The 25,125-nt window shown below is 37.8% G+C and carries 18 protein-coding genes; 6 read left to right on the top strand and 12 right to left on the bottom strand.

Features of this window, described 5'->3' with window-relative positions; translation table 11 throughout:
• Nucleotides 1-17 precede the first annotated feature (17 nt).
• Nucleotides 18-4,418, bottom strand: coding sequence for a PolC-type DNA polymerase III (locus DQM45_RS01615; protein ID WP_003082997.1), 4,401 nt, complete (start codon nt 4,416-4,418; stop codon nt 18-20).
• Between the two features lie 275 nt (nt 4,419-4,693).
• On the opposite strand from DQM45_RS01615, the gene DQM45_RS01610 reads away from it, so the two are divergent.
• The 4 genes from DQM45_RS01610 to DQM45_RS01595 are packed head-to-tail and all read left to right on the top strand — an operon-like array spanning nt 4,694 to nt 8,051.
• The gene (locus DQM45_RS01610; RefSeq protein WP_003085992.1) at nt 4,694-5,842 is read left to right on the top strand and encodes a betaine/proline/choline family ABC transporter ATP-binding protein; all 1,149 of its coding nucleotides are present in this window, start codon (nt 4,694-4,696) and stop codon (nt 5,840-5,842) included.
• Nucleotides 5,835-6,473 carry an ABC transporter permease gene (locus tag DQM45_RS01605; RefSeq protein ID WP_003083906.1) on the top strand — a complete coding sequence of 213 codons (639 nt, stop codon included), beginning with the start codon at nt 5,835-5,837 and terminating at the stop codon, nt 6,471-6,473. Before DQM45_RS01610 ends, DQM45_RS01605 begins: the two co-directional genes overlap by 8 nt.
• A complete protein-coding gene (locus tag DQM45_RS01600) occupies nt 6,470-7,396 on the top strand; it encodes an osmoprotectant ABC transporter substrate-binding protein (protein WP_003082746.1) in 927 nt (308 codons plus the stop codon). The genes DQM45_RS01605 and DQM45_RS01600 overlap by 4 nt, the downstream gene beginning before the upstream one ends.
• On the top strand, nt 7,389-8,051 hold the full coding sequence (locus tag DQM45_RS01595; RefSeq protein ID WP_003084422.1) for an ABC transporter permease: 663 nt from the start codon (nt 7,389-7,391) through the stop codon (nt 8,049-8,051). The genes DQM45_RS01600 and DQM45_RS01595 overlap by 8 nt, the downstream gene beginning before the upstream one ends.
• Before the next feature lie 67 nt (nt 8,052-8,118).
• On the opposite strand, the gene DQM45_RS01590 is transcribed toward DQM45_RS01595, so the two are convergent.
• The 9 genes from DQM45_RS01590 to DQM45_RS01550 all read right to left on the bottom strand — a co-directional run bounded on the left by DQM45_RS01590 (nt 8,119) and on the right by DQM45_RS01550 (nt 17,562).
• Nucleotides 8,119-9,972 (bottom strand): proline--tRNA ligase, encoded by a 1,854-nt coding sequence (locus tag DQM45_RS01590; RefSeq protein WP_003084685.1) that lies wholly within the window; start codon nt 9,970-9,972, stop codon nt 8,119-8,121.
• Nucleotides 9,973-9,995: 23 nt separating this feature from the next.
• On the bottom strand, nt 9,996-11,255 hold the full coding sequence (locus DQM45_RS01585; protein WP_003083153.1) for a M50 family metallopeptidase: 1,260 nt from the start codon (nt 11,253-11,255) through the stop codon (nt 9,996-9,998).
• A 32-nt stretch (nt 11,256-11,287) separates the two neighbouring features.
• Nucleotides 11,288-12,082 (bottom strand): phosphatidate cytidylyltransferase, encoded by a 795-nt coding sequence (locus DQM45_RS01580; RefSeq protein WP_003085156.1) that lies wholly within the window; start codon nt 12,080-12,082, stop codon nt 11,288-11,290.
• Between the two features lie 14 nt (nt 12,083-12,096).
• A complete protein-coding gene (locus DQM45_RS01575) occupies nt 12,097-12,846 on the bottom strand; it encodes an isoprenyl transferase (RefSeq protein WP_003083467.1) in 750 nt (249 codons plus the stop codon).
• A gap of 183 nt (nt 12,847-13,029) precedes the next feature.
• Nucleotides 13,030-13,413, bottom strand: a complete 384-nt coding sequence (gene yajC / locus DQM45_RS01570) for a preprotein translocase subunit YajC (protein ID WP_003083710.1) — start codon at nt 13,411-13,413, stop codon at nt 13,030-13,032.
• Nucleotides 13,414-13,487: 74 nt separating this feature from the next.
• Nucleotides 13,488-13,844, bottom strand: coding sequence for a conjugal transfer protein TraF (traF, locus tag DQM45_RS01565; protein WP_003085531.1), 357 nt, complete (start codon nt 13,842-13,844; stop codon nt 13,488-13,490).
• A gap of 65 nt (nt 13,845-13,909) precedes the next feature.
• Nucleotides 13,910-14,908 carry a UDP-glucose 4-epimerase GalE gene (gene galE / locus DQM45_RS01560; protein ID WP_003083888.1) on the bottom strand — a complete coding sequence of 333 codons (999 nt, stop codon included), beginning with the start codon at nt 14,906-14,908 and terminating at the stop codon, nt 13,910-13,912.
• The gene (gene galT / locus DQM45_RS01555; protein ID WP_003084304.1) at nt 14,908-16,386 is read right to left on the bottom strand and encodes a UDP-glucose--hexose-1-phosphate uridylyltransferase; all 1,479 of its coding nucleotides are present in this window, start codon (nt 16,384-16,386) and stop codon (nt 14,908-14,910) included. The genes galE and galT overlap by 1 nt, the downstream gene beginning before the upstream one ends.
• 12 nt (nt 16,387-16,398) lie before the next feature.
• Nucleotides 16,399-17,562 (bottom strand): galactokinase, encoded by a 1,164-nt coding sequence (locus tag DQM45_RS01550; protein WP_003085336.1) that lies wholly within the window; start codon nt 17,560-17,562, stop codon nt 16,399-16,401.
• A 151-nt stretch (nt 17,563-17,713) separates the two neighbouring features.
• On the opposite strand from DQM45_RS01550, the gene DQM45_RS01545 reads away from it, so the two are divergent.
• Nucleotides 17,714-18,712 (top strand): LacI family DNA-binding transcriptional regulator, encoded by a 999-nt coding sequence (locus tag DQM45_RS01545; RefSeq protein WP_003083677.1) that lies wholly within the window; start codon nt 17,714-17,716, stop codon nt 18,710-18,712.
• Between the two features lie 13 nt (nt 18,713-18,725).
• Nucleotides 18,726-19,292: a sugar O-acetyltransferase gene (locus DQM45_RS01540; RefSeq protein WP_003084979.1), complete on the top strand. Its 567-nt coding sequence runs from the start codon at nt 18,726-18,728 to the stop codon at nt 19,290-19,292.
• Nucleotides 19,293-19,351: 59 nt separating this feature from the next.
• On the opposite strand, the gene DQM45_RS01535 is transcribed toward DQM45_RS01540, so the two are convergent.
• Entirely contained in the window at nt 19,352-23,236 is a 3,885-nt protein-coding gene (locus DQM45_RS01535; RefSeq protein ID WP_003082576.1) for a pullulanase, read from the bottom strand.
• Between the two features lie 245 nt (nt 23,237-23,481).
• Entirely contained in the window at nt 23,482-25,089 is a 1,608-nt protein-coding gene (locus DQM45_RS01530; protein ID WP_003085951.1) for a glycoside hydrolase family 13 protein, read from the bottom strand.
• Nucleotides 25,090-25,125: the final 36 nt, after the last annotated feature.

Raw genomic sequence — 25,125 nt, 5'->3', positions numbered from 1 at the left:
AGCTAGTAGCTCTGGCTTTAGAAAAAATCATCAAAGAGACTTAATTGATTATCTTCAGGAAGATTTCCTAATATCCCCATGTCATCCATTTTTTCAACCAAAGTTTGTGACGCTCCGCCGCGTTTTCTAAGTTCCATTTTTGAAAGAAATTCGCCTTCTTTTCTGGCACGTACTATTTGTCTAGCAACATTCTCACCTAAGCCTTCTAAGGCTACAAAAGGAGGTATTAAAGTATCACCTTCAATTTGAAACTCTATGGCATCACTCTTGTAGAGGTCTAATTTCCCAAATTTAAAACCACGTTCCAACATCTCATTAACAATCTCAAGTGTTGTATATAAATCATTTTCAACATTGGATGCTTCGTTATTTTTCTTTTTAAGGGCTATATCTTCCATTCTTGCTTTAACAGCCTCTAGACCACCACTCATCGTTTTTAATTCAAAAGCTTTTGCTCGAATGGAGAAATATGCACAATAGTACATGATTGGGTGATGCACCTTAAAATAAGCAACCCTTAGAGCCATCAAAACATAGGCAGCAGCATGCGCTTTAGGGAACATGTATTTAATCTTTCCACAGGATTCAATATACCAATCCGGAACATGATTCTTGCGCATAGCTTCAATATATGAATTACGCTCATCTTCTGAGATTTTTAACCAAAGCCCTTTTCGAACCCTTTCCATAATGGTAAAGGCCATTTTAGGTTCTAAACCAGCATGCATAAGGTAAACCATGATATCATCTCGACATCCAATAACTGTTTTTAGGGTTGCGATACCTTCTTTAATGAGATCCTGTGCGTTACCTAGCCAAACGTCTGTTCCATGTGATAGACCAGATAGTTGTAAAAGTTCCGCAAAAGTAGTTGGGTGAGTTTCATTAACCATCCCCCGAACAAAATTGGTTCCAAATTCGGGTATACCAAGCATCCCCGTAGGAGTACCGATTTGTTCAGGTGTAACTCCTAAAATTTCTGTACCAGAGAAGAGGGCCATAACACCAGGATCGTCTGCCGGAATCGATTTAGGATCAATCCCTGACAAATCTTGTAACTTCCGAATCATTGTTGGATCATCATGCCCTAAAATATCAAGTTTTAAAACATTTTCATCAATATCGTGGAAGTTAAAGTGGGTCGTCTGCCATGAAGCAGTGATATCTTCTGCTGGAAATTGAACCGGAGTAAAATCATAGACATCCATGTAGTTAGGAATAACAACAATACCGCCTGGATGTTGCCCAGTTGTTCGTTTCACACCAGCTGCACCGGCTGCAAGACGATCAACTTCAGCATCCCTGTACATTTTCCCAAAATCTCGTTCATAGCCTTTAACAAAACCATAAGCTGTTTTCTCTGCAACGGTACCAACAGTTCCCGCCCTAAAAGCATACTCAGCTCCAAAAATATCACGAACATCTAGATGGGCGTTGGGTTGATCATCTCCAGAAAAATTCAAGTCAATATCTGGTACTTTGTCTCCATCGAAGCCAAGGAAAGTTTCAAAGGGAATATCTTGTCCGTCTTTTTGATAATTTGCCCCACATTTTGGACAATTCTTATCAGGTAAATCATAACCAGACCCAACAGAGCCATCTGTAATGAACTCTGAGTGTTGGCAACTAGGACAAACATAATGAGGAGGCATTGGATTAACTTCTGTTATCCCAATCATAGTAGCAACAAAACTTGATCCGACAGAACCACGTGAACCTACCAAATATCCTCGTTCATTAGATCGATTTACCAACATTTGTGAGGCCAAGTAAATCACTGCAAAACCATTACCTAATATGGAAGTCAACTCTTTTTCAATCCGTAAATCAATAATATCCGGCAAAGGATTCCCATAAATTTCGAAAGCTTTTTGATAAGTCAACTCAGCAACTGTTTCTTCGGCTTTATCAATAAAAGGTGTGTAAAGGTCTCCTTTAACAACTTCAACTTCTTCAATGCGATCAGCAAAGTCTTGGGTATTTTGAACAACAACCTGATAAGCTAGTTCTTTACCTAAAAAAGCAAAGTCATCAAGCATTTCATTGGTTGTCCTGAAATGAGCCTCAGGCAGTGGTGCAGGTTGTGCTCCCTCTCCACGACCAATTGGTCTATTAATCATAGCACCTTGACCAAGTGAGCGAACAATGATTTCCCGATAAATAGCTTCTTCCGGCTCAATGTAATGAACATTACCTGTTGCAAGGACTGGTTTATTTAGCCTTTTTCCGACTTCAATTAAATCTAATATCGCCTTCTGAACACCCTCTTGATCCTTAATTAATTCACGCGCAATTAAAGGTTGGTAAAGAGCTGGGGGCATAATTTCGATGAAGTCATAATAGTTTGCTAACTCGGTAGCGGCTTCCACACCTTTAGTAAGTACTGCATCAAAAACTTCCCCTTCAGAACAAGCTGTCCCCAGGAGAAGACCTTCTCGATGCTGATCTAAAACAGTCCGAGGAATTCTAGGAACTCCTTCGAAGTACTTAACATTTGATAGACTAACTAATTTGAAAATATTTTTCAAACCTATTTGGTTTTGGACATAGATGGTCGCATGTTTGACTCGAGCTTTTTTATAAGAATCTTCCGCTACAAGCTTAGTATTAAGATCCAATAAGTTGGTAAGCCCATGTTTTTCGCGAGCTTCTTTTAAGAAAATAAACAACAGACGTCCAGTGGCTTCCGCATCGTAATTAGCCATATGGTGATGATCCAATGAAACTTGGAATCTCTTAGTCAGAGGCCCCAAACCATGTCGTTTATATTCAGGATATAAATTACGAGCAAATTCTAAAGTGTCAATCACAGGTTGCTTTATTAAGGGAAGATGATGACGTTCATAATTAGCATTCATAAAACCGACATCAAAACTAGCATTATGAGCAACCAGAATGGCATCCTGACAAAAAGCTTGAAAAGCTTCAAGAACTTGTAGGAGGGTTTTTGCTCCAATCAGATGATTATCTGTAATTCCTGTTAACTCAGTTGTGAAGCTAGATAAGGGATGGCCAGGATTAATGAACTCATCAAATTGCTCAATAATATTGCCTTTATACATCTTTGAAGCCGCAATCTGAATCAAGTCATTATTTATTGCTGATAAACCTGTCGTCTCGACGTCAAAAACAACATAGGTTGCTTCATGCAAATCCATATCAACAGGATCATAAGAAATGGGAACTTTATCTTCAACAATATTAGCTTCTAGTCCGAAGATTGCCTTGATGCCCGCTTTTCGAGCACGATGATAACCATGAGGAAAAGACTGGACATTGGCGTGATCTGTGATTGCAATAGCTTTGTGCCCCCATTTGGCAGCCGTATCAATGAGGCTTTCAACAGTAGGTAGGGCATCCATTGTAGACATGTTAGTGTGAGCATGTAATTCCACACGTTTTTGATCATCGGGCATTAAGTCCTTACGACTATGATGTACAATTTCTTTAATTTGTTGTACGTTCATGGTCAAACTTTTGGTAAATTGATTATTTTCAATATTCCCCTGAACCCGTAACCAAGATCCCTTAGCAATCATATCAAATTTACGAAGCTCGTCATCATCTTTAGCCCATTTTTGCATAGCAAAACTAGAAGTATAATCTGTCATTTTAAAATTGATGATGTGACGTCCAGTACGGGTTGTTTTGCGTTCCACATCAAAAACCATACCCTCAAAGACAATACGATTTTCTTCTGTTTCGACTTCAATCATTGGTGTGATCTCAGCTTTTTCAAAACCTGCTTGTCTTTGAGCAACTCTTTCTTTGTAGTCAAAACTTGGCTTACTACTGTTAACTTCATCAGCAGGTGGCTGCAGGGCTTCTAATGATTTTTGCGCCTCTAGATTTTCCTGAACTGCTTTTTCCAGTAATGCTTGGCGATTGGAGACAAAAGAATGAGTCATCTCTTGGGTCATCTCTTGGTTAGTGACCATTTCAATAGCCAATTGACCAAAGCCAAAGGCAGCTAATTGCTTAGCCAGATTTGGGATATGATTTTGTCTAAAATGATCATTATTAACAAAGCGAGGAGCATGGATAACTAACTTATCCTCCTGATAGGAGACCTGTAGTTTTGCAAAGCTAGACTTGAAGGAAGCTCCATTACAAGGTGCATGTTCAAACGCCTCCTGATAGTAGGCTTGCAAGACTTGTTCTGAATAATCAATCTGCTTTACCTGAATATCAAACCTAACTTTAATATCAGCTTCTTTGAAGGTATTGGTTAGGCGATAGTCCAACTCTCGATAAACGTCAATGGGCAAAATATTTTCAAATGCAAAGTGAAACTCCCAAAGTCTAGAAACTGAATGAACATTAACTTCAATAATGTCAGCAGTCGAAAAAGCACTTGAAGTACGCATTTCAAGTGGCATTTCTATTTGTTCCATTAATTTAACGAATAAATCTGACATAGTTTTCTCCTGAATTTCTTAGGCTCTATTCTAACACAAATCAGAGAAAATTTCGACTCCCAATTGGCTGTCAAAAAGTTTGAATTTGTTTCCTTGCAGAATTAGTTTGTTGCTCTATTTTATCTATCTACATCAAAATAAAATGGAGATTCCTTTAATAATTAACGAGGAGTAACCTCCCTCATTGCTTAAACTCTGATTTTATCTAAAAATAATAGTATAATATAATTGTTCATGCTATTTCATAAATTTATAATATAAAAATGGAGATAAGAATGGAAACACCGATCATTGAATACCAAAATGTTAATAAGATATATGGCGATAAAGTGGCTGTTGATAAGATTAATTTGAAAATCATGCCGGGAGATTTTATCTGCTTTATCGGAACTAGTGGTTCTGGTAAAACAACTCTAATGCGGATGATCAATCGAATGCTAAAACCTAGCAACGGTAAAATTCTTTTTAAAGGGAAAGATATCTCAGAATTCAATCCAGTCCAGTTACGACGAAAGATTGGTTATGTTATCCAGAGTATCGGACTTATGCCACATATGACTATTTACGAAAATATCACTCTTGTGCCAAAACTTCTTAAATGGTCAGAGGAAGACAAAATGGCTAAAGCCAAAGAATTACTTAAAATTGTTGAACTTCCAGAAGATTTTTTAGATCGCTATCCTTCTGAATTATCTGGTGGTCAACAACAACGGATTGGGGTAATCCGTGCCTTGGCTGCTGATCAGGATATTATTTTAATGGATGAACCTTTTGGAGCCCTCGACCCAATTACACGTGAAGGCATTCAAGACCTTGTCAAATCTCTGCAAGAAAAAATGGGAAAAACCATTATCCTTGTCACTCATGATATGGATGAAGCTCTCAAATTAGCAACAAAAATCATTGTTATGGATAATGGGAAAATGGTTCAAGAAGCTTCGCCGACCGCTTTACTTCAAAAACCAGCTACCGAATTTGTTGAAAAAATGATTGGTGAAGAACGGCTGATGCGAGCTCAGTCCAATATTACACCAGTTAAATCCATCATGTTGCCTAATCCTGTTTCTATCACAGCAGAAAAAAATTTATCTGAAGCAATTTCTTTAATGCGTCAGAAAAGGGTTGACTCACTCTTAGTGACAGAAAATGATAGCCTGATTGGGGTTATTGATTTAGAATCTCTCAGCAATCGTTACCAAAAAAACCTCCTAGTCTCTGATTTAATGACACCAATTACTTTTAGCGTCCAAGAAGATGCACTCCTTCGCGACACCGCACAACGTATTTTTAAACGTGGACTTAAGTACGCACCAGTTGTTGATAAAGATAATAAACTAAAAGGAGTTATTACTCGCTCCTCCTTAGTTGACATCCTCTATAACTTTATTTGGGGCTCAGAGGAAAAGGAGGAAGTAAATGGCTGATTTTTTGACACAGTATGGTGGACGCTTACTATTTAAAACTTGGGAACAAACCTATATTTCTGCCCTTGCTTTACTCTTTGGCATCCTTTTAGCAGTTCCTCTGGGCACTGCACTTACGCGCTTTCCAAGGTTGGCTAAGATCATTATTGCCCTAACCAGCATGCTCCAAACAATCCCAAGTTTAGCCCTCTTAGCTATGATGATTCCACTTTTTGGAGTAGGCAAAACTCCTGCCATCGTCGCACTCTTCATTTACTCACTCTTACCGATTCTCAGAAATACCTACGTTGGTTTAAACAGTGTCGACCCCAACTTAAAAGATAGTGCTGAAGGAATGGGGATGTTCCCTGTTCAGTCCATTTTCTTGGTTGAGTTGCCTTTAGCTATGCCTGTTATAATGGCGGGCGTAAGGTTATCTGCTATCTATGTAATTGCTTGGGCGACCTTAGCTTCTTATATTGGGGCAGGTGGCCTTGGAGATCTCATTTTCAGTGGCTTAAATCTCTTCCAGCCAGAATTAATAATCGGTGGGACTATTCCAGTTATCCTTTTATCATTATTAGCAGATTTTCTCCTAGGTATCCTTGAAAAGAAATTAATCCCCAAACAAAGAAGAGAGGTAAAAGCATGAAAAAGAAACTTTACATCAGCCTTTCTATTCTTCTCACACTTATTGCTTGTTTTTTTGCTTATCATCACTTCTTTAAAAAACAAGGTGAAACTATTAAAATTGCTGCACAGAGCACAACTGAATCTAGTATCATGGCCAATATCATTGCTGAATTAGTCAATCATGAACTAGGCTATCAAACCGTAATTGTTCCCAATTTAGGCTCTTCAAACGTCACCCACCAAGCACAATTACGTGGCGATGCTGATATATCTGCAACTCGCTATACCGGAACAGATATTACAGGCTCTTTAAGGATGGCTACAGTCAAAGAGCCTCAAAAGGCGGCTAAAATCGTCAAAAAAGAATTTAAAAAACGCTTTAATCAAACTTGGTTTCCATCCTATGGCTTTTCAGATACCTATGCCTTTATGGTCACCAATGATTACGCTAAACAGAATCATCTCGAAACCATTTCTGACATGAAAGCCATTAAATCAAGTGCCAAAGTGGGCATCGATAGTACTTGGATGAACCGTAAAGGTGATGGTTATCCCGACTTTTCAAAAACTTATGGTTTTACTTTCGATAACCTGTATCCCATGCAAATCGGACTAGTATACGATGCTGTTTCAAGCGATAAAATGCAGGCCGTTTTAGGTTATTCAACTGATGGTCGGATTCAAAGTTATGATTTAAAAATTCTCAAAGATGATAAACAATTTTTCCCTCCTTATGAATGTTCAATGGTGGTCAGCAATTCCCTTTTAAAAAAATATCCTAAATTAAAAAAGGTGCTCCATCGACTTGACGGACAAATTAGCTTAGAAACTATGCAAACCCTGAACTATAAAGTTGATGATCGACTTCTAGAACCCGCAGTTGTTGCAAAAGATTTTCTAAAAAGCCATCATTATTTCAAAGGAGGTGATAAGAATGAGTGACATGAATACTTGGAATCAACTTGTCTATTATTATAACCATAATGGCTCCTACATTCTGACACAATTTCTCAGACATTTTTTGATTTCTGCCTATGGTGTTTTCTTAGCAGCTTTACTAGGCATCCCTCTTGGAATTATCATCGCTCGTAAAACACACTTACGGCAGTTTGTCATGGGCATTGCTAATGTCTTACAAACTATTCCCTCGCTGGCTATGATTTCAATATTAATGCTTGGTTTAGGTTTAGGCACCAAAACCGTTATTGCTACCGTTTTTCTTTACTCACTTTTGCCCATTATCAGCAACACATATACTGGTATCAAGAATGTTAGTAATGACCTGGTAGATGTTGCAAAAGGAATGGGTATGACTAAAAGTCAGCGTCTTTTCATGGTAGAGCTACCACTATCACTTTCTGTCATTATGGCAGGAATCCGAAACGCCTTGGTCGTCGCTATTGGTATTACGGCTATTGGAGCTTTTGTTGGCGGAGGCGGATTAGGTGATATTATCGTCCGCGGTACAAATGCGACAAATGGTGGGGCAATAATTCTTGCGGGTTCTCTACCGACAGCCCTCATGGCAATCTTTTCTGATATTATCCTCGGCGCACTGCAAAGGATGTTAGAACCCAAAGGAAATTCACATTCCTAAGTATTGAGTGGTCTCCAATTAATCCACTAAAAAAGGATAATCACTATAAGATTATCCTTTTTTAGTTTTATTTTTTGGTTAAGATATCAAGTGTTTCAATAATATTATCAGCATGTACTTCAATGCTATCTCCACTTGCTTTGATTTTAATTTCGACAATCCCTTCAGAAGCCTTTTTACCAACCGTGATACGAATTGGTAAGCCTATAAGGTCACTGTCAGAGAATTTTGACCCGACCCGCTCATTACGATCATCTGTCAAAACCTCATAACCTTTAGTCATTAAGTCATGTTCAACCTTACTTGTTAGGTCTTGAGCATCTTGATCTTTGGTATTAACAGTAATAAGGTGAACATCAAAAGGTGCTAATTCTTCTGGGAAATTAATTCCCCATGCAAAACGATAGTCCCCTTTTGGTGTTTTGTTCACAAATAATCTTGCATGTTGTTCAATAACTGCCGATAAGATCCGACTAACTCCAATACCGTAACAGCCCATAACAATTGGAACCGCTCGGCCATTCTCATCGAGAATTGTAGCCCCTAAACTCTTAGAATAACGAGTCCCAAGTTTAAAGATGTGACCAATCTCAATACCACGGGCAAAGCGGAGTACCCCATGACCGTCTGGTGATATTTCTCCTTCTTTAACTTCTCGAATATCAACATACTCAGCATGGAAGTCACGCTCAGGGTTGACACCTATTAAATGATAGCCATCTTTATTAGCTCCTGTTACTGCATTAGCTAAATCTTGAACCTTACGATCAGCAACTATACGAATGTCACTTGCTAAGTTGATAGGACCCAACGATCCAAAAGAAGCACCAAAAACTGATTGCGCTTCTTCTTCAGTAGCCACTTCTAAAAAGTCAACGCCTAGGTAATTTTTCAATTTAACATCATTAACTTGGTCATTACCAACTAATAAAGTAACCAACGGTTTACCGTCTGCCATGAAGAGTAAAGTTTTGATTGTTGATTCCGGTTCGCGATTTAAAAAGGCTGCAACTTGATCAATTGTTTTACAATCTGGAGTTGCTATTTCTTCTAGAGCATCTTGGGCTTCAACTTTTGTGCTAGGATTATAAGCATTGCTAGCCATTTCTAAATTAGCCGCATAGCTTGACTCGCTAGAGTAAGCTATTGTGTCTTCTCCAGAGACCATCCAAGCGCTTAGTTCTGTCTTTATTTTTTCTAACACATCTTCAGGAATAGACTCTAAGTTAGGAATGGATTTATCAAGAACCAACCAACGATTTAAATCAGTTCTATCAGGTGTAATTGCCATAAATTCTTGTGAATCTTTGCCACCCATAGCACCACCATCACCAATAATACCTTTAAATTCAAGGCCAGCTCTTGTGAAAATCGCTTCATAGGCTTTGCGGTAATCTTCATAAGTAATGTCCAAATCTTCATCATTTTGGTGGAAACTATAACCATCTTTCATGATGAATTCACGGGTTCTTAACAAGCCATTGCGGGGACGTTTTTCATCGCGGTATTTGGCTTGAATTTGATAGAGATTAAGAGGGAGTTGCTTGTAAGATTTAACTGCATCACGAATCAAGGTTGTGAATGTTTCTTCATGAGTTGGACCTAGAATAAAGTCGGATGATTCTCGATTTTTTAATTTATAGAGGTCTTCACCATAGGTTTCATATCGACCTGATTCACGCCATAGATCTGCTGTCAATAAGGCTGGTGCTAACATTTCTACAGCACCAATCTTATCAAACTCTTGACGCATAATCCCTTTTAATTTCTCAATTGTACGATTAGCAAGTGGTAAGTAAGCATATATTCCAGCAGATACTTGACGGACATATCCAGCACGTAACATCAAGGCATGACTAATGACCTGAGCATCGCTTGGCATTTCGCGCAAGGTTGGAATTAACATTTTAGATTGTTTCATTATTCTTTTTTTCTCCTCTTAACTTAGAAAAAAGCGCGCATAATATCATTCCAGGTTACAGCTATCATCAATACCAACATAACAGCTACTCCTGCAATTGTAATATAGGTCTCTGTTTCTTGTTTCAGTGGTTTACGACGAATAGCTTCAATGATATTCATGAGAATTTTACCACCATCTAATGCTGGAATCGGAATAAGATTAAAAATTCCCAAGTTTATAGATAGCATACCCATCAAGGACAGTACTGATTCCAACCCATTCTGAGCTGCTTCGTTAGACATTTGATACATAGCAACTGGGCCACCGAGTTTATCTAAGCTAAAACTCAGAATAAGATTTTTTAAAGCAATGATAATAATCGTTGCCCCTCTTAGAGCCATCTGAAAACCACCCACTATTTTATCTTTTAAACTCGTTTTCAAACCTACTCGAGTTCCAATAACATAGGTGTTTTTTATCTTTTTAGGTTTAACATTAATGACTTTCTCAGCACCTTTTGATTTAACTGTCACCGGTATCGACTGACCTTTTTTTATGTCCTCTGTCGTTTTATGAATAGCAGTTGTCAAATCTTGCCAATTCGATACTTGATAAGAGCCAACTTTCAGGATTTGATCGTTGTTTTTGATACCTGCTTGCGCTGCTGGGCCATCCTTAGCCACCCTAATATGGTTACTGCTGTAATCATAAGATCCCCCCTGAACAAATGCTAGAAGGATAAAAACCAAAATTCCTAAGATAAAGTTATTCATAGGACCGGCAAAATTAGTGATCAATCGACCCCAAACACTTGCGTTTTGATACTGAACATCAAGCGGAGCAATTCTAATTTCTGTGCCATCTTCTTCAACAATTGTTGCATCATGGTGAACAGAATAGGTTTTCGTTTCATCAATTACTAAACCTGTAATTGTTAATTCTTTTTCCAAATCATAGCCAGTCACATTCATAGGTAAACTGGTAGGATCCAGTTTAGTCTGCGATAAATTAATACGGATAACCTGACCTGATGAATCTAATGTCAAACTTGCGGGTGTTCCCGTTTTGATTTCAGTCTTATCATCACCCCATCCAGCCATGCGAACATAGCCTCCTAGAGGTAATAATCTAACGGTATATAGGGTACCTTCTTTATCTGTATGATAAAAAAGTTTTGGTCCCATCCCTATAGCAAATTCTCTTACGAGAATGCCAGATTTCTTTGCAAAATAGAAATGCCCAAATTCATGGACAACTACAATTATGCCAAAAATGATAATGAAGGTTAATAAGCCTAGCATAGTTTTCCTTTCACTTTAAAAGTTTTGCTTTTTTAAAAGAGGCCAAAAAGGTGCATGATTGGGAAGACAAAGATTATTGAATCAAAACGATCCAAAATACCACCATGACCTGGGATTAATTTTCCAGAATCTTTGACACCAAAATGTCTTTTAATTGAGCTTTCAACAAGGTCGCCAAATTGTGCAAAAATAGAAAAGAAAATGACAAAAACTAACATCGTTAAGAAATGAAAAGGTGCATAGACAGTACGATCAACGAGCATAAAGACAAAAGAAACAGCAAGAGCCGAAGCAATCCCACCTAGGCTCCCTTCAATTGTTTTATTTGGTGATACTTTAGCTAGCAATTTGCGACGACCAAATTTACGACCGATAAAATAAGCACCCATGTCTGTTGCCCAGACGATAAACAAGGCAAGTAGCACCTTATCAATACCCGATATTCTTGCATTCACTAAATTTTGAAAGCCTATTCCAATATACAAACTAGCTGCAATGGGAAAAGCTGCATCTTCAAATGAATAATGATTGCTATTGATAACCGTTCCCGCTAAAAAGAAGAAAACAATTAGCCCAAAGCAAGCAAAACTAGCATCAATTGGTAAAAAGGTTAAATAATGATCCATTGGAACAGTCAAAACAAATGCCGCCAACATTGCCAAGATTCCTTCAAACGAGAAGATCTCCAATTGTTTCATGCGAAGCATTTCTGATACTGCAATCATCGCTAAAGTAGCAACAAACAGCTGAAAAGGTAGCCTTCCAACAATTAAAAACGGTAAAAAAACGGCTGCAGCAATCCCGCCCCAGATAATACGTTGTTTCATAAATTCCTTCTCCTCTAAACCCCACCAAAACGACGGTGACGACGATTGTACTCTTCTAAAGCTTTGATAAACTCAGCGCTCTTAAAATCAGGCCATAAAACAGGCGTAAAATAAAACTCACTATAAGCTGATTGCCAAGGTAAAAAATTACTTAATCGCAACTCACCACTTGTTCTAATAATCAAATCAGGGTTTCTGTATAGGTAAGGAAGATGATCTGTCATAAGGTAGTTGGCTATCAATTCTTCAGTGATATCACCTGGGTTTAAGTTTGCATCAAGGACATCTTGAGCAATCATTCGAACAGCACTTGTAATTTCTGCACGACCGCCATAATTCAAGGCAAAATTAAGAACCAAGCCCGAGTTCTTTCGAGTTGTCTCGATAGCTCTCTTAAGAGCATTTAAAGTCTCTGCTGGCAAACGATGTGTTTCTCCAATCATTTGGATACGCACATTGTTTTTATTGAGTTCTGGTACATATTTGTCAAAGAATTCAACGGGTAAATTCATAATAAATTTGACTTCATCTTGCGGGCGTGTCCAATTCTCAGTCGAAAAGGCATAAACAGTTAGGACTTTCACTCCATATTTTGATGCTGTCAGAGTTACTTCTTGTAGAGCATCCATACCAGCCTTATGACCAAACACACGTGGCTTTAAGCGTTTTTTTGCCCAACGACCATTGCCATCCATGATAATCCCAATATGCTTAGGAATTTTTTCGAGTTTAACTTCTTTTGATTTTAATTTTAAGCGTAACATGTCATTTCCTTATTTAAGCGTACTTACTTTATTCTACCATAAATAAACGTAATTGACTTAGCATTTAACGACTAATTCCACAAAAAAAGAGCTCTAACAGCTAAAAATTAGCTAAGTTTAGATGCTCTTTTACAATACTAAAACAAGAATTAGCGACGACACCATAAAACCTGTGATTTTATCTTACTCTTTAATAGCCGGCTCATCTTGCTTTTGAATAACTGTCTCTTCAGTAACCGGTAAGTCAGTTTCTGGCACTTCTGGTGTGACAACTTCTTCAGCAGTGATAGCTGGCTCCACTTCTGCATCCGCTTTTGTAACAACACGCTTAACTGCTGTCAACTCAAATGGTAGATAAACCCCATCTACGTCTAAAGTGATTTTATTGGCTACTTGGTCGACCTCGTCAACTACTGCATACATGCCTCCAATTGTAACCACTTCATCTCCTTTTTGTAAGGCATTCATTTGATTTTGGCGTTCTTGAGCTTGTTTCTTTTGTTGGCGTTGCATGAAAAAAATCAAACCAATAAAGACTACAAACATGATTATTGTTGAAAATCCCATATTTACTCCTTCTTTATATATAAAGTCATGATTAACTATATCAAAAATAGACCTATATAGCAAGGAATGAACTATTATTTACTACTACCTTTTTCAATAAAAGACTGAATAGCATCTAGTGATAAGCTAGAATCACACACTACTTCAATTCTTTCAGCGCTAGCTACTAGGAGCGCAGGGACAGTAGTAATGTGATTTCTGGCACGAAAATCTTGAATAGCAGAAAAGTCAACTAAGTTATCACTAGGCAAGTAAGATACCTCGTATCCACCATCTTGACTAACCTGTGCTAATTTAGGCACAAAAAGGCGACAATAGGGACAAGTCTCTCGTCCAATGTAAAGAATTATTTTTTCTTTTTGATTAATTCTATCAGTGATTTGATCAATAGTGACCTCAGTAAAGTGACTGACAGCTTCTTGATAATCCATTCACTCTCCTCATATATACTTTTTATTTCTAATTATTAAAGAGACTGTCTCAACAGTCAGTCTCTTTACTTATCTTCATAACCATTTGGATGACTAGAATGCCATGCCCATGCGGTTTCAATAATTTTTTCGATATCATCATAGGCTGGTTTCCAACCGAGAATTTCACGTGCTTTTGCTGAATCTGCAACTAAAACATCTGGATCACCTTGTCGACGTGCTCCGATTTCAGCAGGAATATCTTTGCCTGTTACTTTTCGAGCTACTTCTAAAATCTGTAAGTTGGAAAAACCAGTTGATGATCCTAAATTAAATGCCGTAGAAGGGCTACCAGCCCGTAAATAATCAACTGCTAAACAGTGAGCCTGAGCTAAATCCAACGGGTGGACATAATCTCGAATATTGGTGCCATCTTCTGTTGCATAGTCATCACCAAAAATCATTATTTTCTCACGTTGTCCATTAGCAACCTGTAAAACAAGTGGGATTAGATGTGTTTCTGGATAGTGATCCTCACCAATAGAACCATCTGGTTTATCTCCAGCAACATTAAAATAACGCAAAGCTACAAAATGAATCCCATAAGCTTGATCACACCAGTCCATTATTTTTTCCATCATTAATTTACTTTCGCCGTATGGATTAATGGGGTTTTGAAGGCTAGTTTCTTTAATTGGTATTTCTTCTGGAATTCCGTAAGTTGCAGCCGTGGACGAGAAAACAATTTTCTTAACACCACATTCAGCCATTACTTCTAAAAGTTTGACCATACCAACTGTATTGTTGTCAAAATATTTCAAAGGGTCAGTCATAGACTCTCCAACTAAAGAATATGCTGCAAAATGGATAACTGCATCAATGTCTGGATTTTCTCGAAAAACCTGACGCATAAAGGTTTGATCAGCTAAATCCCCTTGATAAAAGGAGGCTTTGGGATGAATAGCTTGACGGTGACCAGTTGCCAAATTATCAACAACGACAACTTTTTCTTCACTACGTTCAACCAACCAGTCAACCATGTGAGAACCAATATAGCCAGCCCCTCCGAGCACAAGAATTGCCATTATAAATCTCCTTCTATTCCAATACTTTCAACAAAACGTTTGAAAGCTAATTTCCCCTCACGATTTTGTTTGTAAACTCCCGCATCTTCAAGAACACGAACAAATACTTTTCCAACTTCTTCTTGAACAATTCGATGGACAGTATCTCTTTTAATATCCTGATGCCTTTTAATTTGATCTGCCCAAACCTTATGATAGTCTGCTATGCTATTATACTCATCCAAGAGGTATTTTTCAACTTCTAAAAGCTCATTTTTCAATCTCGGTGGAAGAATAGCTAAGCCCATAACCTCTATTAGACCAATATTTTCCTTTTTGATATGATGTAATTCTTTATGAGGATGATAAACCCCATCTGGGAACTCAGTCGTTGTATGGTTATCTCTTAAGACAATATCTAATTCAAATTTCCCATGACGCTTCCTTGCTATAGGTGTTACCGTATGGTGTGGCATCTCTCCGGTATAAGCAACAATATCAACAGATTCATCACTATAATTTCTCCAACTTTTCCGAATTAATTCTGCTAGTTGACTCATTTTTTCTCGGTTTCCCCCCCTCAACCGAATGACAGACATTGGCCACTTAAGAAGCTCTGCCTCGATGTCCAAAAAATCTCTAAAACGAAAATGCATCTCCGCTTGCGCTAGAGCCATAGGGAAATCATGACGTCCTCCTTGATAATGATTATGGCTTAAAATAGACCCGCCTACAATTGGTAAATCTGAATTAGAACCTGCAAAATAGCCTGGAAAAATATCAACAATTTCTAGCAACTGCTCAAATGTCTTTTGTGAAATAACCATTGGAACATGCTTTTGATCTAAAAAAATACAATGTTCATTAAAATAAGCATATGGCGAATACTGGAAGCCCCAAGGATCCTTTCCAAGTTTCACTCTAATAATACGGTGGTTTGCTCGTGCAGGATAGTCAAGTCGGCCTTGATACCCTTCATTTTCCATGCATAATTGGCATAAAGGGTAACTTGATGATTTCACCAATTTTGCAGCAGCTATTGCCTTGGGATCTTTTTCTGGTTTTGACAAGTTAATAGTAATTTCCAAATCTCCATAGGGTGATGGTGTTTTAAACGCAATATTTTTAGCGATAGCTGACACTTTAATATAATCGTTCAATTGGCTTAGTTGATAAAAATCAGAAATAGCTTTTTCTGGAGAACTATGATAGGTAGTCCAAAACCTTTGATTGAGATGACTCGGTCTCGGAGTTATGAAATTCATCAATTCAGCCCCAAGGCAATCTCTCTCTTCAACAAATTCTCCAATTTTCCCATTTTTCTGAGCTAAATCCAAAAGCTCTTCTTTCAAAAAGACAATATTCTTCTCTTTGGTTTCTATCTCAGTGTTTTCTTCACCAACAAGTGCAAGAATTCTGTTTCTCAGATAATAGCTATCTTCCTCCGTAAAATCTGATTGTGCAATGATTGTTTTAACAAATTCGTCAATAAGTTTCATAATAGTCTCGCCTTATAATGTATGAGCACCTTGAGCTACTTCAGCAATATAAAACTCCGGTTTGTAGCCAATAACATCCTGATATCTGTCTTCAACTACCTTTTTAAAGGATTCGACGTGATCTTTATCAACAATTGCAATAGCACAACCTCCAAAACCTGCCCCTGTCATTCTTGCCCCTAAAACACCCTCTTGCTCCCAAGCTGTATGCACTAAAGTATCGAGCTCAATACCAGTTACATCATAATCATGCTCTAAGGAAACATGAGATGCGTTCATCAAACGACCAAAAACTTCAAGTTCCCCAGCTTGCAAAGCTTCTAAGGCCCTAAGTGTTCTTTGATTTTCTGAGACAGCATGTCTTGCGCGCTTTATTCTCACACCATCTTTAATTAAATAAGCATATTGATCAAAGAGAGCATCGTCTAAGTCTCCAAGTGAAGTGATTGATAAAACCTGTTGTAATTCCTCCAAGGCTTTCTCGCATTCTGAACGTCTTTGGTTATATTTGGAATCAGCTAACTCACGTCGCTTATTTGTATTCATAATAACAATTTGATAATCGCCTAATTCAAGAGGGACCAACTCATAATCCAAAGTATTGGTGTCCAAATAGATTGCTTTTTGATCAGCCCCCATACCAATAGCAAATTGATCCATTATACCAGAATTGACACCAATAAAATCATTTTCAGTTTTTTTACCAATTTTTACTAAATCGATTCTCTCTAAATCTAAATCGTAGAGTTTTTCACATACAATACCAACAAGCAACTCTAAAGAAGCCGATGATGATAAACCAGATCCATTAGGTATCGTTCCCTTAACATAGAGATCAAAGCCCGTGTCTATACGATGACCAGCTGCTTTTAGGTATTTTATAACACCCTTGGCATAATTTGTCCAATTATCTTCTTTATCAAAGACTAAATCATTTAAATCAACTGCAATCACACCTAATTCAGAAAAATTTTCAGAGTAAAATAAGCAAGTCTGATCTGTCCGCTTTTTTGCTGCCCCATAGGTACCTAGAGTAATCGCTGCTGGAAAAACATGACCTCCATTATAATCCGTATGCTCACCAATCAAATTAATCCTGCCCGGTGAAAAAAATACCGCCTCTGCTTCTAATCCAAAAATGTGTTGAAACTGCTCTTTTAAGTCCACTTCAGTCATTCTTATTCTCCTTATATCTACTTTTATTCTTATTTTAGAAGAACTCTATAGCAGCGTCAATTAGTTTACTAAAATTTTACTAAAATATAGAAAAATTATTATACTTTCGCTATACTAATTAATATAGATATCAATGATTTAAGGAGAAAAAATGGCAACTTTAAAAGATATAGCTACTCTTGCTCACGTTTCACAAGCCACCGTATCCCGAGTTTTAAATGAAGATCCCAGCTTGTCTGTGAGCGAAGATACAAGACATCGTATCCTCACAATTACAGATCAGCTTGGTTATTCAAAGCACAAATCTAAAACAAATCTCCCTAAACTAAAACAAAAAATAGCAGTTTACCAGTGGTACAGCCAACAAGAAGAACTTAATGATTTGTACTACTACTCAATTAGAATTGGTATCGAAAATAGAGCACGTTTGCTAGGTTATGACCTTGTCCGCTTTTTTAATGCAGATAAGATTATTTTGGATGAAACTGCTGTCGGCATCATCGCTATTGGTAAATTTAGCAACCAACAAATTACGGACCTCGAAAAGCATCAGCTTCCTATAGTTTTTGTTGATTCCGACACTTTAACAACCGGACATCATTGTATAACGACTGATTTTGAACACTCTGTCATGATGGCAGTGGATTATTTTATTGATAAAGGTTTTCAACATATTGGAATGATAGCTGGAGAAGAAAGTACAAGCGATCATAGCCAACTACTAATTGATCAACGTTTTAGAACTTTTAAAAATTACACTAGTGAACTCGGAATTTATCATCCAGAATACATGTTTGTCGGACAGTTTTCCACACAATCAGGCTATTTGTTGATGAAAGAAGCCATCAGTTCTTTAAAAGAAAACTTACCAAAGGCTTTCTTTATCGCTAATGACACTCTTGCAGTTGGAGCCCTTAAAGCTTTACAGGAAGCTAATATCTCAGTTCCAAATCGTGTTAGTTTAATCTCATTCAATGATACCCCTATTACAAGACAAGTTTTCCCAGCCCTTTCTAGCATCACCGTCTATACAGAAGAGATGGGAACTATTGCTGTAGATATCCTCAATAAACAATTAGTCCAACCGTCACGTGGCCTAACTTTGACCAAAATTGCTACTCAGTTAACTATCCGAGAATCCACTTTATAAAAAGGAGTTAGATATGACAACGATGACATCAATACACTCTGGACAACTCTATTTTCCTAACGACCCTCAACTCATCAAAAAGCAATTAGCATGTCAAGAACTCCTCTATTGCTTTAATCAAACAAAACCCTCAGAAATTGAGAAACGAAATCAATTGATGAAAGAAATGTTTAAGTCGGTTGGTTCAAACGTCTTTATCGAGCCACCACTTAGAGCTAATTGGGGAGGACACTTTACTACCATTGGAAAAAATGTCTACATCAATTTTAATTTGACTCTAGTAGATGATACCTTTATCACAATTGGTGACAACACAATGATAGCACCAAATGTCACCATAATTTCGGGAACTCACCCTCTCCAGCCATCATTACGGGAACAAGGACTTCAATACAATTTACCCGTTCAGATTGGGAAAAATTGTTGGATTGGTGCAAATACAACCGTTTTACCTGGTATCAGTATCGGCGATAATTCCGTTATTGGTGCTAATAGTTTAGTCACAAAAGATATCCCCGCTAACAGCCTAGCTTTAGGTAGCCCAGCTAGAGTTATTAAAAGCTTAAAAGAAGATAAGTAAAAGTCTAGGAAAATTTTCCTAGACTTTTAAGGTCATTTTCACTCATGCTAATGAACTATTTAGGGACGACGTTTGTACTTTTTAATGAAGTAGGCACAAGCTATGACGAAAACACTAGCAACCAATACAAAAATAGTCTTTTGTCCTTGGTTATTTTTAATTTTAACAGCAGCTTTGTCTACGATTTTATCGGTAGTGTCTGAAGTCTCAGTTCTTACCCGATCTTTCTTATTTGTGCTAGGATTCACTGTCTCTTCTGACCCTTTTTCAAGGTTATCTGTATTACTATCTCTTACTAACTGAGATGAAGAGGCAGCCGTAACCAAGGAAGCTGACAGATCCTCTGATGTAGCGATTGTCGAATCCCCCATCCTAACAGTTGGCTGCGGCGTCATTAGAGCGTGTCGATTGTCAACTTCTTCACTAGTTTTAGAACTAGAATCACCTTCTACTGCTTTTGCTAATTTCAAGATAGTTGCTGTCAAAGCATCTAGGGAAAGACCATTTTGGTCGAAGTGCAACCCTTTTGGATGACTTATATCGGCCAAGCCCGCACGATCAGCATCCACAAGTACGCTGGCGCTCTGCCATTCTAAAGGAAGAGTAAAATGACGTGCCTTACTGTCAGCATTCACTAAGACTGCGTAGCGATCTCCATTAGTTGCCGTGACCATATAACCAATGATAAGGTCTGATTCAGAAACTCCATCTTGACCTGGAATAGTAATTAAAGATACCTTTTGGTCAATCAAATCTTTATCACCTAGTCTGAAAGCATCTGTTGATTTCCTAATAGCAATCAACCCTTGCATATAATCATGACTCTTAGTATTTTCTGGATATAGGCTACTATTTGTAGCTTTAGTCCAATCAAAATGGTTAATAGCATCCGTGGAGTCGTATGAATCATGGATAAAATAAGGATAGTCAAATGGACTTCCGTCCTCATTAACCAATAAATGGGATTTATTAGGCACTAAGTCACTCGAAACCGGATATTTGTAAGCCTCATCTCGGAACTGCTTTGTGCGTCCATATTCTTGTCCAGCATGGATAAAGGCAGTTCCTTGAGACGTCATAACAATAAGATTTCCTAAACGTAGTCGACGATGAATCTCACTATTATTTTTAGCAATACTTGGATCTTTTTTGATAGACTGAGCAATAATATCAAAAAGAGTAAGATTGTCGTGTGCTTCAATATATTGAATCACATCACCTGGATCATCAGCTTTGAAATTAGTTGGTTGTCCCTTAATATTGCTAAAGATACCATGAATGCTTCGACTACCATTTGTCAAGAAAGCAGGTTGTCCTTCATTTGGGTAGCCTGATTTCAAAAGATTACGGATATCATCTGAGAAGGAAGCAACTGAATCTGTTTGATTCATCCAAGTTTGATCTGCAGGCTGAACAGGTTTATTCTCATCGCCTGCATAGGTAATCCAACCTTCTCCTAACATCAAAATTTGTGGATTAAGAGCTTTCGCAGCATCATAAGCAGCTTGAATTGTTTCTGCGTCATGTTCTCCCATCATGTCAAATCTAAAGCCATCGACTTTATACTCTGATACCATGTACTTAATAGAATCAAGCAGTAATCGACGTGTCATATAATGAGTTGTTCCGACCCTGCCGCCACCAAAAGCAGTTCGTGGCGTTCCATCAGCATCCATAAAGTGGTAGTAATGAGGTTCCAAATCCTCCAAAATAGCGGTTTTAGCTGTATGATTATATACCACATCCAACAGCACCCCCATTCCCAATTTATGAATTTCATTAACAAGATTTTTAAATTCTTCAATACGCTTAGTAGGATCTTTCGGATCTGAAGAATAATTACCAGTCAGTGCAAAATAGCTCTGAGGGTCATAGCCCCAATTATAATTGGTAGCACTTGAGGCATAGTTGTCCATTCTTTCCTTATTCATTTCATTAATGAAATAATAAGACATGACTGGTAGTAGCTGAATATGGGTTACTCCTAGCTCTTTTAAGTATTGCAAGCGTTCTGCAAAAGCTGCAAAAGTGCCAAATTGGTGTTGTAAGTCAGCTGAGATAGCTTTATCAGATGTAAAATCACGCACATGTGCCTCATAGATAATGGCATCTTCCCGCTTATTGAAGCCAGGAATTTTAGCATATGTCAATTCTTTCGGACCATATTGACCTGGATCAACGAGGGCCGCTTTAGCAACTGCATAGGCTGGACCTTTGGTAGCTAAATCAGAATTCCATTCTGCTAGAGATTTCGCATAGGGGTCTAAAACTAGAACTGATTTATCACCACGTTTAATTTCATAATGGTAATAATAACCTCTATAGTCGTTAATTCCGAGACCCATAGTCTTATCTAACTTAACTGTCCACTGACCTTTGTCGCCCCTTACCATACCAACCTTACCTATAACAAGGTTTTGATCCTCTTTATCATAAAGGACAACTGAAACCTGGTCAGCACTTGGGGACCAAATAGCCATATCAACAGACAGACCATTTTTCGTTACTTGGGAGCCAAGAAAACCATCATAGGCGTAGAGAGCATCTTTATATTGCCAGTTACCTCTCGCTAAAAAATGATCAGAGGCATAGGTCACAGTATAAGGTCCCTTATCTGCAGAAAAGTCACCCTTAATGAGAACTGATTTTTGAGTTGTGTTTAAAACAAGACCTGCGATAGCCATGCCCTCGTTAGCTGCGTTGGTCACCGTAAGATTTTTAAGTATCGTAGATTGATCTGTACCTTCTAAACTAGTCATACTCACTTCAATTGTTGTAGGACTCGTTTGTTGGGCACCTAGAATGCGGACGTTATTGACATAGTAAGGGTTTGTATAAATGGTTGGATCCTCATCTTTCACGAAAATTTGGGTATTATTTTTAAAATCGGTAAATTTATAGTCAGACGGATTAATTTTGACAGACTCTCCTGATTTACTTTCATCAAGGAGTAAGAAACCTATATCACTTGGTAATTCTGACAACTTAATATCAATATAAGCGCCATATTTACCAAAATGTGTAAAATTAATACCATCTGGCCAAGTACCTTGTTGACTTAACTGAGCAGGGTCGACACTTCCCCATAACCAGAGTGATTTATCCTTATAATTACCATCTGTCCGCAAGTAATTAATGCGGAGAGTCCCTGCAGCTTGAGGTTCATAATAGCTAGCTTTATACTTATCATCAAACCAAACTTCATTCATGTTTTGACTCAAGATGTCAAAGCCCTGATCACCAGTAATATTCTGTCCACTGGTATCATTAATGAGCCACTTTATTAAATCACGAGGGCCTTCGGCCATCTTTATATCAATATAGTAGCCATAGTCATCTTGCTTTGCTGTTGAGAAACTGGTGGCTCCCGTTGGCCAAGCACCATTTTGTTCAGAAGGTTTAGCAACATCTTCCCAAGTCCAAAGTCCCAAACTAGCCAGATCCTTAGACGGAAGAGTTTTGAAATGCATTCTAATATCAGTAGCAGCAATAGGTATCTCTGCTACTGGCGATGCGACAGTTGTACTTGGAGTTGTTATTTCCAAATCAGATACAGTTTTGGAAAGATCTATGCTGGCGTCCGAGATACTTGCAGAAGCCCCACTAATTAAGTCCTTTTGGTCAGACGAAGGATGATTTGGCTGTTCGATACTCGTTGGTAGAGACTTGTCATGATTACTTTTTGTCTCAGTTATTAAAGCCTGATTTGTTTCTGCAAAGCTAGGCACTAAGCTGGTGCTTTGACTAGAATCAGAAGTAGCTGTTTCAAGCAATTCACTTGTTGTAGTATCAACAGCCTGAGCTTGAACAACATTTACACCTGTAAAAAATAGGCCAGTAGCAATTGTTGTCGAGGCAATACCTACTTTTAAACGACGAATACCAAATTTTTGCCGTTTTTCAAGATTGATAGCCTTATTGTGTTTAATCATAGACTGCAACATCTAATTCTCCTTTTTATCCTTTTCATAACTAGTATACCGAGGAAATTTTATTTATGCAATCGTTTTCTTGTATTTATTATTTATATTTTTTAAAAGCTATGTTAGCAGTTAAAAACTAACGCAATCGTTTGTTTTTTTTAAGTCTCTAATTCTGAATAAGGCAAACACATATGATAAGGTACTTACTGGCTAGTTTTTAAATTTATAAGCTAAAAAGCCCTCTTGACAGAGGACTTTTTAACTACTTATTTTTTAATACAAAAAGCATCCCAAGCTTCTAAGTAACCTTGGTTAATAACTTTTTGTGGGTCTGTATTAGCAATGATGGTTTGATAAGTTTCACATGACAAGCTGAAAGTTTGGTTTTGATCTGACAGATTAACCACAATCAGATAAGTATCTGCGCCTAGACATCTTTCATAAGCAAAGACTTTCTCTGACGATTCTAACAATCGGAAATCTGCTTCTACTAACCAAGCTTCACTTTTGCGCAAAGCAACAAGAGCTTTATAAGTATAAAAGAGCGAGTTTTTATCGTCCAAAGCAGCTTGAACATTAATCGTTTCATAATTAGGATTAAGTGCCAACCAAGTCTTATCGGCTTTAGAAAAACCTGCATTTTTTGAGGTATCCCACTGCATTGGTGTTCTCGCATTATCACGTCCGACCTGTCGAATACTTGCTAGGACTTCTTCTGTTGCAACACCATTAGCTACGGCCTCTTTAGCATAGTTGATTGATTCGATATCATCTACCTGCTCTAAACTTTCAAAGGGATAATTAGTCATCCCGATTTCTTCGCCTTGGTAAATATAAGGCGTTCCGCGCATCAAATGAAGTAAAATAGCTAACGCTTTCCCAGATTTCTGACGGTATTCTTGGTCATTTCCCCAAATTGAAAGAACCCGAGGTAGGTCATGGTTATTCCAGAACAAGGAATTCCAACCTTCACCCAGCTTTAGTTCTGTTTGCCACTTCGCAAAAATAGCTTTTAGTGCTGGCACATCCAATTCCTCTGCAAAATCCCATTTTGGACGATTGGGTTTATGTTGCAAGCCAACATGTTCAAATTGGAAAACCATGGACAGTTCTTTATTTTCTGGACGGGAATACTGTTTGGCAATTTCCGGAGTTGCTCCCCAAGTCTCACCAACAGTTAATAAATCATGTTCCCCAAATGTCGCTTGATTCATTTCTTTTAAATAATCATGGAGCTTAGGACCATTACCAGTAATTTCCGCATCTGGAATTTTACCAATCAAATCAATAACATCCATTCGGAAACCACCAATTCCTTTAGCAATCCAAAAATTCATCATATCATAAATTTTTTGACGGAGATCTGCATTTTCCCAATTCAGATCTGGTTGTTTCTTACTAAAAAGATGAAGGTAATATTGACCAGATTTTTCATCCAATTGCCAAGCAGAGCCGGAGAAAGTTGACATAAGCCCGTTAGGCTGGTCACGCCAGATATAAAAATCTCTTTCTGGACTTTCTGGGTTTTCTCTTGCTTCAACAAACCAGGCGTGTTCATCGGATGTATGATTGACAACTAGATCCATGATGATTCTAATGCCACGTTTCTTTGCTTCTTCTAAGAGGAGATCCATCTGGGCCATATCACCAAAAATGTCAGCTATAGCTTCATAATCTGAAATATCATAGCCATTATCATCCATTGGGGATTGATAGACTGGGGAAAGCCATATAGCTGTAATACCAAGGTTTTCCAGATAATCTAATTTTTGAATAATACCTTCAAGATCCCCTATCCCATCGCCGTTAGCATCCATAAAGGATTTGGGATAAATTTGATAGATTGTAGCCTTATGCCACCAGTGTTTTTCCATTTTTCTCTCTTTTCTATATTTTAAATTAGTGACATA

Origin of the sequence: Streptococcus porcinus, from assembly GCF_900475415.1 — a bacterium.
Lineage (GTDB): Bacteria > Bacillota > Bacilli > Lactobacillales > Streptococcaceae > Streptococcus > Streptococcus porcinus.
The sequence above is the reverse complement of the archived record's forward strand: the minus strand, read 5'-3'. Positions and strand labels throughout refer to the sequence as shown.

Coding starts and splice junctions, on each gene's coding strand:
- DQM45_RS01615 (WP_003082997.1), bottom strand. CDS start 4,418: ATGTCAGATTTATTCGTTAAATTAATGGAACAAATAGAAATGCCACTT.
- DQM45_RS01610 (WP_003085992.1), top strand. CDS start 4,694: ATGGAAACACCGATCATTGAATACCAAAATGTTAATAAGATATATGGC.
- DQM45_RS01605 (WP_003083906.1), top strand. CDS start 5,835: ATGGCTGATTTTTTGACACAGTATGGTGGACGCTTACTATTTAAAACT.
- DQM45_RS01600 (WP_003082746.1), top strand. CDS start 6,470: ATGAAAAAGAAACTTTACATCAGCCTTTCTATTCTTCTCACACTTATT.
- DQM45_RS01595 (WP_003084422.1), top strand. CDS start 7,389: ATGAGTGACATGAATACTTGGAATCAACTTGTCTATTATTATAACCAT.
- DQM45_RS01590 (WP_003084685.1), bottom strand. CDS start 9,972: ATGAAACAATCTAAAATGTTAATTCCAACCTTGCGCGAAATGCCAAGC.
- DQM45_RS01585 (WP_003083153.1), bottom strand. CDS start 11,255: ATGCTAGGCTTATTAACCTTCATTATCATTTTTGGCATAATTGTAGTT.
- DQM45_RS01580 (WP_003085156.1), bottom strand. CDS start 12,082: ATGAAACAACGTATTATCTGGGGCGGGATTGCTGCAGCCGTTTTTTTA.
- DQM45_RS01575 (WP_003083467.1), bottom strand. CDS start 12,846: ATGTTACGCTTAAAATTAAAATCAAAAGAAGTTAAACTCGAAAAAATT.
- yajC (WP_003083710.1), bottom strand. CDS start 13,413: ATGGGATTTTCAACAATAATCATGTTTGTAGTCTTTATTGGTTTGATT.
- traF (WP_003085531.1), bottom strand. CDS start 13,844: ATGGATTATCAAGAAGCTGTCAGTCACTTTACTGAGGTCACTATTGAT.
- galE (WP_003083888.1), bottom strand. CDS start 14,908: ATGGCAATTCTTGTGCTCGGAGGGGCTGGCTATATTGGTTCTCACATG.
- galT (WP_003084304.1), bottom strand. CDS start 16,386: ATGAAACTTATTGACGAATTTGTTAAAACAATCATTGCACAATCAGAT.
- DQM45_RS01550 (WP_003085336.1), bottom strand. CDS start 17,562: ATGACTGAAGTGGACTTAAAAGAGCAGTTTCAACACATTTTTGGATTA.
- DQM45_RS01545 (WP_003083677.1), top strand. CDS start 17,714: ATGGCAACTTTAAAAGATATAGCTACTCTTGCTCACGTTTCACAAGCC.
- DQM45_RS01540 (WP_003084979.1), top strand. CDS start 18,726: ATGACAACGATGACATCAATACACTCTGGACAACTCTATTTTCCTAAC.
- DQM45_RS01535 (WP_003082576.1), bottom strand. CDS start 23,236: ATGTTGCAGTCTATGATTAAACACAATAAGGCTATCAATCTTGAAAAA.
- DQM45_RS01530 (WP_003085951.1), bottom strand. CDS start 25,089: ATGGAAAAACACTGGTGGCATAAGGCTACAATCTATCAAATTTATCCC.